At 57.6% G+C, this 11905-nt stretch carries 8 protein-coding genes; 4 read left to right on the forward strand and 4 right to left on the reverse strand.

Annotated elements, in window-relative coordinates:
- Positions 1–61 precede the first annotated feature (61 nt).
- The 4 genes from parE to ENI00_RS16785 form a co-directional block, all read right to left on the reverse strand.
- Positions 62–1957, reverse strand: a complete 1896-nt coding sequence (gene parE, locus ENI00_RS16770) for a DNA topoisomerase IV subunit B (protein WP_304104863.1) — start codon at positions 1955–1957, stop codon at positions 62–64.
- An 89-nt stretch (positions 1958–2046) separates the two neighbouring features.
- The gene (locus tag ENI00_RS16775; RefSeq protein ID WP_304104865.1) at positions 2047–2535 is read right to left on the reverse strand and encodes a protease complex subunit PrcB family protein; all 489 of its coding nucleotides are present in this window, start codon (positions 2533–2535) and stop codon (positions 2047–2049) included.
- A gap of 20 nt (positions 2536–2555) precedes the next feature.
- The gene (locus ENI00_RS16780) at positions 2556–5255 is read right to left on the reverse strand and encodes a S8 family serine peptidase (RefSeq protein WP_304104868.1); all 2700 of its coding nucleotides are present in this window, start codon (positions 5253–5255) and stop codon (positions 2556–2558) included.
- Positions 5256–5322: 67 nt separating this feature from the next.
- The gene (locus tag ENI00_RS16785) at positions 5323–5943 is read right to left on the reverse strand and encodes a TetR/AcrR family transcriptional regulator (protein ID WP_304104870.1); all 621 of its coding nucleotides are present in this window, start codon (positions 5941–5943) and stop codon (positions 5323–5325) included.
- A 185-nt stretch (positions 5944–6128) separates the two neighbouring features.
- On the opposite strand from ENI00_RS16785, the gene ENI00_RS16790 reads away from it, so the two are divergent.
- The 4 genes from ENI00_RS16790 (at position 6129) to ENI00_RS16805 (ending at position 11858) form a co-directional block, all read left to right on the forward strand.
- A complete protein-coding gene (locus ENI00_RS16790; protein WP_304104872.1) occupies positions 6129–7943 on the forward strand; it encodes an acyclic terpene utilization AtuA family protein in 1815 nt (604 codons plus the stop codon).
- 4 nt (positions 7944–7947) lie between these two features.
- The gene (locus tag ENI00_RS16795) at positions 7948–8814 is read left to right on the forward strand and encodes an SDR family oxidoreductase (RefSeq protein WP_304104875.1); all 867 of its coding nucleotides are present in this window, start codon (positions 7948–7950) and stop codon (positions 8812–8814) included.
- Between the two features lie 9 nt (positions 8815–8823).
- Positions 8824–10440, forward strand: a complete 1617-nt coding sequence (locus ENI00_RS16800; RefSeq protein ID WP_304104878.1) for an acyl-CoA carboxylase subunit beta — start codon at positions 8824–8826, stop codon at positions 10438–10440.
- Between the two features lie 257 nt (positions 10441–10697).
- Positions 10698–11858 (forward strand): acyl-CoA dehydrogenase family protein, encoded by a 1161-nt coding sequence (locus ENI00_RS16805; protein WP_304104881.1) that lies wholly within the window; start codon positions 10698–10700, stop codon positions 11856–11858.
- Positions 11859–11905: the final 47 nt, after the last annotated feature.

The following is an 11905-nucleotide window of genomic DNA, read 5'->3' on the forward strand; positions in this document are numbered from 1 at the left end:
CTTAAAAAGAATAACGAATTCTTTTTATAGTTCTTAATCGAATAATTGATGCACCATGGGCCTAGCTTGCCACATCCGCCATGTTGCCGTAGGCCTCGAGCCAGGATCGTCGGTCAGACGCGCGCTTCTTGCCAAGGAGCATATCCATCCGGCTGTCGGTGTCGTCACCTTCTTCAATGGTCAGCATCACCAGGCGACGGGTATCCGGTGCCATGGTGGTCTCCCGGAGCTGAAGCGGATTCATCTCACCCAATCCTTTAAAGCGGGTGACTGAAATTTTGCCTTTTCGCTTTTCCGCTTCTATGCGGTCAAGAATGCCTTGTTTTTCATGCTCATCGAGTGCGTAGAAGGTTTCCTTGCCAAGATCCACCCGATACAGGGGCGGCATGGCGACAAACACATGACCCGCAGCAACAACCGGACGAAAATGTTTGAGAAACAACGCGCACAGAAGCGTGGCGATGTGCAGTCCGTCAGAGTCTGCATCGGCGAGAATACAGACCTTGTTGTAGCGCAGGCCACCAAGCTGATCCGAGTCCGGATCAACGCCGATAGCCACGGCAATGTCGTGTATTTCCTGGGACGCCAGAATCTCACTGGAATCGACCTCCCAGGTGTTCAGGATTTTTCCACGCAACGGCATCACCGCCTGGAACTCGCGATCTCGTGCCTGCTTTGCAGAGCCGCCAGCGGAATCACCCTCAACCAGAAACAGCTCGGACCGTGCGGTATCGCTGCCAGAGCAATCGGCAAGTTTTCCGGGCAAGGCCGGACCGGATGTCACTCGTTTACGCGCCACTTTTTTGCTGGCCTTGAGCCTGCGCTGCGCATTGCTTATGAACAGTTCCGCCAGCACTTCCGCAATATCTGTGTGCTGGTTAAGCCACAAGCTGAAGGCGTCCTTGACCACACCGGAAATAAAACCTGCTGCCTCCCTCGAGGACAAACGCTCTTTGGTTTGGCCGGAAAACTGCGGCTCCTGCATTTTGAACGACAGCACGTAGGCCGCACGCTCCCATATGTCCTCAGGAGACAACTTCACGCCCCTTGGCAGCAGGCTGCGAAACTCACAGAACTCGCGCATGGCTTCCAGCAAGCCAGTGCGCAACCCGTTTACGTGGGTGCCACCCTGAACCGTGGGGATCAGGTTAACGTAGCTTTCCGCAACCGCCTCTCCGCCTTCCGGGAGCCACTGAATGGCCCAGTCCACCGCTTCCGTGTTGCCGGAAAAGCTGCCGGTGAAAGGCTCCAGAGGCACCACTTCAATATCGACCAGTGCACTGCGCAAATAATCCCGAAGACCCTCTTCATAGAACCATTCATCTTTCTCGCCGGTCTTCTCCTGAACAAAGGTTACGGTTAACCCCGGACAAAGCACCGCTTTTGCACGAAGATTGTGCCGCAAACGGCTGACGGAAAAGTTGGGGCTGTCGAAGTATCTCGTATCCGGTGTGAACTTGATGCGGGTGCCGGTATTGCGCTTACCGACGGTATCGATCACTTCCAGTTCCGAGGCCTTGTCTCCGTTCGCAAACGTCATCCGATGGAGCTCACCGTTGCGTTTGATAGTCACTTCCAGGTGGGTCGAAAGGGCATTCACCACGGAAACGCCAACGCCGTGCAGGCCGCCTGAAAAGTTGTAGTTGGCCTGGGAAAATTTGCCGCCGGCGTGCAGCCGGGTAAGGATCAGTTCAACACCGGGCAGGCCTTCCTCTTTATGCATATCTACCGGCATGCCCCGACCGTCGTCTTCAACGCTCAGGGACCCATCCGCGTGGAGCACCACATCGATACGACGAGCATGGCCGGCGAGCGCTTCGTCCACGCTGTTGTCGATCACTTCCTGGGCCAGATGGTTCGGACGGCTGGTGTCCGTGTACATGCCCGGGCGTTTTCGCACCGGGTCCAGGCCACTCAGTACCTCAATGGCGTCGGCGTTATATTGTTGCTGGCTCATAGACAGGAAGTGACTCCGAATGGCGTAAGAAATCGTCCCCATAGCTTAGGGATTCGCGGCTAAAGATCAACGGCTGTAAAACACATTCCTCAGGGCTTCATCACCAGATCCTCGTCAAGAACGCCGGAAACCCGCACTTCAGACCAGTTGGTGGCGGGAACCGCAACCACAACACAGGGTGAGGTAACCGCTTGCGTAACCATTGTTCCGGGTGCCGGCGTGCGCACTGCCACAGAAATGTGCAATACGCTTTCGTTGCTCTCAGACGAGACCAGGCTGACACTGTAACCACCCGTGGTTTTCTCGCCCAACGTCACGAAGAGCAAGTGCTCTTTCGTGAGGTCAACCTGTCGCAATTGTTGAACCACCATGTTCTGGGCGGGTAACTCAAGCAATGCCTGTAACCGATCCGCCCCCTGAACATAAGCCAGGCCGGGGCCCGTCAGCCCGCAATGTGCAGACTGGGTAACTTGGCGAGCCAGGAGCGCGCCGGGCTCATCTTCCACGGCTGTTGACGATGCACAGCCGGCCAATACGGCGATCACAGATGCCATAAGCACTACAGGCACCTCGGCCATTGTCTTCCTGAATACAGCGATCAACGCTCTGCTCCAATTTGTTTGGGGTCAATTCCACCTTCTGACGACCACTCTATCAGGCTATAGCCTTTGAATCCGGGACGCGGCAGCATATCCGATGTGGCCGCTGATATAGACGGGCGGGAATAGCTGGTGGTCATTCTCACCTCAATAACGGGCTTGCCCGCCTGAACCGTGATTTCTTCCCGAAGCCCGGCCACCGGGTATTCCGCACAGGCTTCGCCTGCGAGGCAAATCAGGCCATCGTTATCCAGATCAGATCCGGCGACCAGAATGTAGCTGCCGGGTGGCACCTCGTTTCGCTGTCTCGGCTCAACACCGTCATCGGGCAGAAACGCGAACTGGTATTGACCGTTCTCCGCCAGCGCAGTGGTTTGAGCAACCGTTGTATACAAGCCGTTCCTGGGTTGCGGGTCGACTAAAAGAACAAAATGCCTGCCCGCATCACGGGCCTGCTGATCCGTGATGCGCTGGCCGATAACCGGGATTTCGAGCTGGCGAGATTCGGCACCGCGATATTCGACAACCACCGTTGTTCGTTCCGATATACCTGCGTCAAGCGCTTCCGGCAGCAGCGTTATGTTGATATCAAACTCGGTACCCGAATCGCCGCTGGCGGGCGCAGAATCCAAGAGTACCCATGGTGCTTCTACTGATACAGAATTGATGGTAACGGACGCCGAATTGCTGCCATAAACGCGTAATTTCACACTCGCCGACAAGCCACCTTCGGAAGAAAGGCTTACAACGGCGGGAGCTGCCGTCAGCAAATCTGTCACCGTGGCGTTGGAGACCGCCAAGGTCGACTTACCGGCATCAAGAAGCCCCCAGCCCAGAGTGTCAGTCTTGGGGCACATTTCGCGACCGCAATCCTGAGACGTCAGCTCTCCGGCCCTCAGCATGGCATTCAGCCTTGTATAATCGAGACCTGGGTCGAGGCCCTTCATCAGAGCAAATACGGCCGAGACATGGGGCGCCGCCATGGAGGTGCCCTGCAAACCGATGTAGGTTTCCCTCGCGCCGCCGTTTATCACGCTGGCACTGGTGCTGCTGACCAGGTCGCTGCGACCGTCGGCGTTGCCGTCACGGCTGGCGTCGCCGCCGGGCGCAGCCAGATCAATCGAGTCACCATAATTCGAATAGGATGCCAGCACGCCCGCACCGTCTACGGCGCTTACAGAAAAAACGTTCTCATACGCCGCAGGGTAGGACGCACGCGTCGAGGCCGAGTTGCCCGCCGCCGCGACGAACACAATGCCCCGATCGGTGCCATAACGGATAGCGTCCCGCAGCGGCTGCTGAAAAGGCAAGCCGCCCAGGCTCAGGTTAACAATGTCGGCGCGGCGCGATCCGTTGGCCGGGCCGGCAACCCAACGCAGGGCTGCAAGCAGGTCGGCGGATGAACCTGTGCCGCCCTCACCCAGAACCCGCACAGGCAGCAACGAGGCGTTGTAGGCAACACCAGCCCCGCCAACACCGTTAACCGCAGCGGCAATGGTTCCCGCGACGTGCGTGCCGTGGAAAACACGGCTGCCTATCGAGTTACCGGGCTCGGACGGGTTATTATCCGGGCCCGGCATGTCATCGTTATCAAACTGTGCCGACACGAAATCCGTACCAACAGGCAAAGGCTGAACGACATTCGCATTCAGCTCGCTGTGCCAGTTATCCGGCGCGCCGTACAAGCCTGTGTCCATGACTGCGACGGTAACACCATCGCCCCCGGTTCCGGCGATCTGCCATGCGATCGGGGCATTGATCAGCTCATAATGCCATTGCTGACCGACTGAGGGGTTGTCGTACAAAGGTTCATTTACAGGCGTTGAGGCCATGGCCCGCATTTTATAGTTGGGCGTGGCCGAGGCAACGTCCGGGCGTTGCTTCAGTGCCCGGATCCACTCCAAAGTTGACTCTTTCGTCGGCGATTGACCCGCCTTGGCGGCTTGGGCCGGCGCTTTCATCAACCAGACTCCCGGAGCCAGCTCCTCTTCGGGCTCCATCGAGCCTTGTGGCACTGCCGAGCCCATTGCCACCTGATCCGCATTCTGCTTTAGCACGACAATGGCCTCTGCCGGGGCAAAATCATGATCGGGCCACGCGAACGACGTCGCCAAAACGCTGCCAACCGCAGACGTTGACAGAATATAAAGCATGGGGGCCGGGCCCGACGCCTCAACCTGCAGTCTATAAGTACCCGCAGGCTCGCCAGCTGACAACGAAACCTCAACCGGTTTCGGCTGGTTGCTGGTAGCAACGGTTTCGACAACACGACTGCCGCTCAATAGAGTCAACGTCAGCTCAGACGACCCTTCACTTGTTGAGAACGGCTGGAGATAAACACTCTGACCTTTGCGCAGGTCCATGGAAAAGTTATCGGAAGGATCGGCAGCATAGGGGTTTCCGGACGACTGGCTGCCGCTCACGTACTTTCCCGCGCTGGCACTTACGTAACCCGCAAGAATGAATTCCCGGGGCAAAGGCTGGGCGCCAGCCAACGGACGCAAGCCAAGCCCCAGAGTGTCCCCATCGTCTGCATCTACTCTGGTGCCGGTTTCAATATCGATAGTGCCAGAGATCGCAATGTTTGCGGGTGTTGGCTCACTGTCGCCCGAGCTACCACCACAGCCGCCCAGCGCGGTTATCAACCCCACCAGCACGGAATATCTTAAACACTTCACAGCTTGTGCGTTATCCAGCATTCACAGTAACCCCTGTTTCATCAATCGACAGTTTACAACGCGCGCGTTCAGCCAGATGAATACTACCTCAGGACGGGCTCAAGCCAAGCATGGCGATTACCTCATCGGTCAGTGCGTCCTGCGTCAAACCGCCGCGCTCGGGCCGGTACCAGGTTACGGTCCAACTCAGGGCACCTGTCAGCAGACGGCGCACCACAAACGGATCGGCCAGCAAAGCGCCCTCCTCTTTCAGCGCACTGAGCACGTCCAGCCACAAGGTTTCATAGATATCCCGAAGCTTAAGAACTTCTACCTGAGAAACCTCAGAAAGGCTGCGCCATTCAAACACCAGAACGGCCATGGCTTCTCCGGTCTGGCCGTTAATCGATTCCAGCTCTGCGCTTACCAGCGCCCGCAGTTTCTCTCGATTGGAGTCAGCCGCATCGATAGCGGCCCGCATCACCGCCGTGTTCAGCCGTATGGTTTCAACCATCACCGCCTTGAGAATTTCTTCTTTGGTGCGAAAGTGATGGAACAGGCTTCCCGACTGGATACCCACAGCGGCGGCCAGATCCCTCACTGTGGTTCGCTCATAGCCTTTTTCCCGGAATAATCGCGCCGCTTCGCGAAGCAACCGGCCGCGCGCACTGTCCGGATCGGAAACCAGATTGTCGGCAACGAGTAACTGAAGAATTTTGGCTTGATTCACGAGCGTATCCAGTGGTTTCAATAGAATTGATAGTTTAACTGAAACTTACCTGTTTACATACCAAGCGCTTGCTTGGTATTGTCTGGTGGTCAGATTACATCAGACTACATTAGATCAAGATGTCGCCCGCATTCATGCGCTGACGCATTAGAGCTGGGTCAATACGAAGAACAGGATGCACAAACATGGCTGACTCCCCGAAAACCGTACGCATCGGATGTTCCTCCGCATTCTGGGGCGACACCGAGACGGCCGCAGCGCAACTGGTTCACAAAGGCAACATTGATTACCTGGTTGCCGATTACCTGGCCGAAGTCACCATGTCGATCATGGCCGGCCAGAGGATGAAAGATCCCGGCCAGGGCTACGCCCGGGACTTTGTGGAAACCGTTATGGGCCCCTTGCTGGGCGAAATCAAAGCCAAAGGTATTCGCGTTCTGGCCAACGCCGGTGGCGTTAACCCGACGGCCTGTCGCGATGCCCTGCAAGCCCTGTGTGAAAAAGCCGGCGTGAAAATGAACATTGCCCTGGTGCTGGGTGATGACTTACTGCCCAAAAAACAGGCTCTGAGCAAATCCGGTACAACCGAGATGGCCACCGGCGAGCCCATGCCCGCCATGATGGTAAGCATGAATGCCTATCTGGGTGCGCCTGGCCTGGTCGCAGCGCTGGAACAGGGTGCCGATATTGTTATTACGGGCCGGGTTGTCGACAGCGCACTGATCCTCGCGCCTCTGGTTCACGAGTTTGGCTGGCAGTGGAACGATTACCACAAGCTGGCGCAGGGCAGCCTTGCCGGTCACCTGCTGGAATGCGGCGCCCAGGTAACGGGGGGCAACTTTACCGATTGGGAAGCTGTCGCCGAGGGCTTTGCAGATATGGGGTTCCCCATCGCCGAAGTCAGTGCAAGCGGTGATTTTGTAATCACCAAGCCGGAATGTACGGGCGGCCTGGTAAGCCGTGGCACCGTGGCCGAACAACTGGTTTATGAAATCGGCGACCCGCGCGCGTACGTGCTACCCGATGTGGTCTGCGACTTTACCGCGGTCGAGCTGGAAGAAAGCGGCACAAACCGCGTAACCGTGCGCGGGGCAAGAGGCATGCCGCCAACAGACAGCTATAAAGTGTCCGGCACTTGGCCGGACGGATTCAAGTGCACCGCCACTTTTCTGCTCGCCGGTATTGATGCCCCGAAGAAAGCCCAGGCGGTTGCCGAGGCAATTCTCACCAAAACGTCGCGGCTGTTTCTGGAGCGCGGCTTGCCCGACTACACAGAGACCAGCATCGAGCTGCTGGGCACTGAAACCACCTACGGCAAACAGGGCCGTGGCCGGGACTGCCGGGAAGTGATCGTCAAAATAAGTACGGCCCACGCCAAAAAGGCAGCTCTGGTGCTTTTCTCCCGGGAGATTGCCCAGGCCGCTACCGGCATGGCACCGGGCCTGACCGGCATTGTCGGCGGCCGCCCGGCCGTGATGCCGAAGATTCGGCTGTATTCGTGCCTCGTGCCCAAGAGCCAGGTGGCTGTATCCGTCGATCTGAACCGTAATGCAACCTCCGTGGACATAGATTCGGCAGGCGGATTCCAGCCAGATAAAATCGCAGACCAACACCCAGGCGAGCCAGCATCAGCGACCGATACCAACGTGCGCCTGATCGATTTGGCTTGGGCCCGCAGCGGTGACAAAGGCGACCACAGCAACATCGGTGTGGTCGCTCGCAGCCCGGAATTTGTTCCGTTTATCGAAGCGGCGCTGACCGAAGAGGCCGTTGCCCAGTGGATGGCCCACACACTGAACCCGAAGACCGGCAAGGTGACACGCTGGGCTATGCCGGGGCTGCATGGGTTTAACTTTCTTCTGGAACACAGCCTGGGCGGCGGCGGCATTGCCAGCCTGCGCATTGATCCGCAGGGCAAAGCGTTTGCCCAACAGCTACTTGAATTCCCGGTGCCGGTTCCTTCCGAGCTGGTTCGCGCCTTAACGCTGAATAAGGTTTAGAGACATGAGCTATCAATCCGTTTTTCACCCTGACCTGTTCAAGGGTCAAACATTTATCGTAACCGGCGGCGGCTCCGGTATCGGCCGCTGCACCGCACACGAACTCGCCTCCCTGGGCGCCCGGGTTGCGCTGGTGGGCCGTAAAGTCGAAAAAGTTGAAGCCGTAAAAGCAGAAATACTTGAAGACGGCGGCATTGCATCAGCTCACGTATGCGATATCCGTGAGGAAGACTCTGTAAAAGCCACCGTAAAAGCCATCATCGAGGAACACGGTGGTCTGAACGGCTTGGTCAACAACGCCGGTGGCCAGTTCCCCTCTCCGCTGGCAGGTATTAACCAGAAAGGTTGGGAGACGGTTGTTCGCACCAATTTAACCGGCGGGTTTCTGATGGCGAGAGAGGCTTACAACCAGGCATTGTTAAAAACCGGTGGCGCCATCGTGAACATTGTGGCCGACATGTGGGGTGGCATGCCCGGCATGGGTCACTCAGGCGCCGCAAGGGCTGGCATGGTGAACTTCACCCAGACAGCCGCCGTGGAGTGGGCCACCTGCGGCGTTCGTGTGAATGCGGTGGCGCCGGGCTGGATCGCCTCCAGCGGCATGGACAGCTACCCCGAGCATATGAAGCAGTGGATTCGCAGCCTTGGCGACAATGTGCCCATTAAACGCATGGGCACGGAATCGGAAGTGAGCTCGGCCATCTGTTTTTTACTCAGCCCTGGCGCAGCCTTTATAACCGGCGACTGCCTGCGCATTGATGGCGCTGCGTCACAAGGCGGGCGCGTGTGGCCGTTTCCCAAGGCCAAGAATAACGAACCTTACAACGGTTTCCATCGGGCGGTCACACCAAAAGTACTCAGCGAGGATTGAGGAGTTTTTATGCAAACACTTCAAACCAGCGTTAACCCGCAATCCGATGAGTTCCGCGGTAACACGGTTGCCATGAGCGCGCACATTCAAACCTTCCGCGATGTTGAGCAACAGGTGCTCGACCTGGCGGAAGCGGCAAGGGAAAAGTTCACCACGCGCGGAAAACTGCTGCCCCGGGATCGCATTAACCGCTTACTGGATCGCGGCACGCCGTTTCTGGAGCTGTGTTCCCTGGCCGGCTACAAGATGCACGACGACAAAGACGGCAGCATGGCCGGCGGCAACATCATCGCCGGCATCGGCACCGTCAGCGGCATTCGCTGCCTTGTGGTCGCCAGCAACAGCGCCATCAAAGGCGGCACCATCACGCCTGCAGGCCTGGATAAAACCCTGCGTCTGCAGCAAATTGCCAAAGAAAACAAACTGCCGGTTGTTTCCCTCTCGGAAAGCGGCGGGGCCAACCTGAACTACGCCACCGACATTTTTGTGCAGGGCGCGCGCGGCTTCGCCAACCAGGCGCGCATGTCCGCCGCCGGGCTGCCACAGGTTACCATCGTACACGGCAACGCAACCGCAGGCGGCGCCTACCAGCCGGGTTTATCTGACTACGTGATCGCTATCCGTGGCCAGGCCAAAATGTTCCTGGCCGGCCCGCCACTGCTGAAAGCCGCAACCGGCGAAGTAGCCGATGCCGAAGAACTCGGCGGTGCCCAAATGCACGCACAGGTCGCCGGCACCGCCGAATACCTGGCCGAAGACGACGCAGACGGCATTCGCCAAGCCAGAAACATTCTGGAAGCTCTGCCGTGGAACGAGCAGCTTCCAGTGCAACGCGAACTAAAGTGGGACAAGCCCCTGCACCCGGCGGAAGAGCTGCTAGGGGTTATTCCCTCAGATTCCAAAAAACCTTACGACGTGCGTGAAATCCTGGCGCGCATTGCCGATGGCTCAAAGTTCCTGGATTTCAAAAATGAGTTCGACGACCAGACCGTATGCGGCACCATCCGCATTGAGGGTCACTCCGTTGGCATCGTCGGCAACAACGGCCCGATCACCCCGGCCGGAAGCGCAAAAGCCGCTCAATTCATCCAACTCTGCGACCAGGCTGGCACGCCCCTTCTGTTCCTGCACAACACCACCGGCTTCATGGTGGGCACCCACTCAGAGCAGAACGGCATCATCAAACACGGCTCAAAAATGATTCAGGCAGTGGCCAACTGCCGGGTGCCAAAAGTCGCAATCGTGATCGGTGGTTCCTACGGTGCAGGTAACTACGCCATGTGTGGCCGCGGCCTGGACCCACGCTTCATCTTCGCCTGGCCCAACAGCCGAACCGCCGTCATGGGCCCGGCCCAGGCCGGCAAAGTGATGCGCATAGTGGCTGAGGACAAACAGAGGCGCAGCGGCATAGAGCCTGATCCGAAGACTCTGGACTTTCTGGAGCAAGCGACGGCCAAGAAACTGGAAGACGGTTCCACAGCCCTGTTCGGTACAGCCCGGCTCTGGGACGACGGCCTGATTGATCCACGGGATACACGGCGCGTTATCGCGCTGGTTCTGGACGTATGCCGCGAAGCCGAAATCCGGCAATTACGGCCCAATACATTTGGCGTAGCCCGCCTCTAAGAGATTCAAATAATGGTGTCTGGAATCGAACAACCATTGAAACTGAAAATTGTTAGCAGGTAGCAGTGCAGTTGCAGACATAAGCGGCTGTGGGGGTAGGCTTTCAGAAAATGTCGGAGGCCATGGATGGCCGGAGTCAAGCGCACACGGACGTGCTTGTAGCGGTTTTCTGAAAGCCTACCCCCACAGTCGCAACCCGAGTCAAAGAACCTGCGCCAAGAGAGGCAGGCAAGAACTAATTATCAGGAGAACAAAACGTGAAATTCACAGCCGAACACGAAGCCCTGAGAAAAACCGTCCGCGATTTCGTGCAAAAAGAAATCAACCCCCATTGCGACGCGTGGGAAGAAGCCGGCGAGTTCCCCATTCGTGAAATATTCAAGAAAATGGGCGATTTGGGCTTGCTCGGCATTCAAAAGCCCGAAGAATACGGCGGCATGGGGCTGGATTACAGCTACAACCTCGTAGCGGCTGAAGAACTGGGCATGGCCAATTGCGGCGGCGTACCCCTGGCCGTTGGTGTGCAAACCGACATGTGCACGCCGGCCATTGCTCGCTTTGGCTCTGACGAACTGAAGCGAAAATTTCTGGCACCGGCTATCGCCGGCGACATGGTCGGCTGCATTGGCGTGAGTGAAGTCGGTGCAGGTTCCGACGTGGCGGGCATGAAAACCAACGCCAAAAAAGACGGCGATGACTACATCATCAACGGCTCCAAAATGTGGATCACCAACAGTCCGAAAGCCGACTTTATTTGCCTGCTGGCCAACACCAGCGACGACAAGCCGCACAAGAACAAATCCCTGATTATCGTGCCCATGAACACGCCGGGCATCACCATGAGCCCGCACCTGAACAAGCTGGGCATGCGCTCTTCCGAGACCGCTCAGATCTTCTTTGACGACGTTCGCGTGCCACAGCGTTACAGAATTGGCGCCGAAGGTACGGGCTTCATGATGCAAATGCTGCAGTTCCAGGAAGAGCGTTTGTGGGGTGCCGCCAACGTGATCAAAGCGCTGGAAAACTGCATCAATCAGACCATTGATTACTGTCGCGAGCGCAAGACGTTCGGGATTCCGCTGATCGACAACCAGGTGATTCACTTCCGCCTGGCCGAATTGCAAACCGAAGTAGAGGCCCTGCGCGCCCTCACCTATCAGGCCTGCGAACTGCACATTGAAGGCAAGGAAGTGACCAAGCTCGCGTCCATGGCCAAACTGAAGGCCGGCCGCCTCGGGCGTGAGGTTACCGACAGCTGTCTGCAGTACTGGGGTGGCAACGGTTATATGTGGGACAACCCCGTATCCCGTGCCTTTCGTGATGTTCGGCTGGTGTCTATTGGCGGTGGTGCCGATGAAATCATGCTGGGGATTATTTGCAAGATGATGGGCACTTTGCCTGGCAAGCGCAAAAGCTGAACTCAGGTGCCAGACCGGACTACCGGCCCCAAAATAATGTTCGTGGA

The sequence above is a fragment of the Marinobacter antarcticus genome (genome assembly GCF_011049865.1).
Classification (GTDB): domain Bacteria; phylum Pseudomonadota; class Gammaproteobacteria; order Pseudomonadales; family Oleiphilaceae; genus Marinobacter; species Marinobacter antarcticus_A.

Bases quoted from the DNA above. Each gene is read 5' to 3' on its own strand.
- ENI00_RS16775 (WP_304104865.1), bottom strand. From the start codon at position 2,535: ATGGCCGAGGTGCCTGTAGTGCTTATGGCATCTGTGATCGCCGTATTG.
- parE (WP_304104863.1), bottom strand. From the start codon at position 1,957: ATGAGCCAGCAACAATATAACGCCGACGCCATTGAGGTACTGAGTGGC.
- ENI00_RS16795 (WP_304104875.1), top strand. From the start codon at position 7,948: ATGAGCTATCAATCCGTTTTTCACCCTGACCTGTTCAAGGGTCAAACA.
- ENI00_RS16780 (WP_304104868.1), bottom strand. From the start codon at position 5,255: ATGCTGGATAACGCACAAGCTGTGAAGTGTTTAAGATATTCCGTGCTG.
- ENI00_RS16790 (WP_304104872.1), top strand. From the start codon at position 6,129: ATGGCTGACTCCCCGAAAACCGTACGCATCGGATGTTCCTCCGCATTC.
- ENI00_RS16800 (WP_304104878.1), top strand. From the start codon at position 8,824: ATGCAAACACTTCAAACCAGCGTTAACCCGCAATCCGATGAGTTCCGC.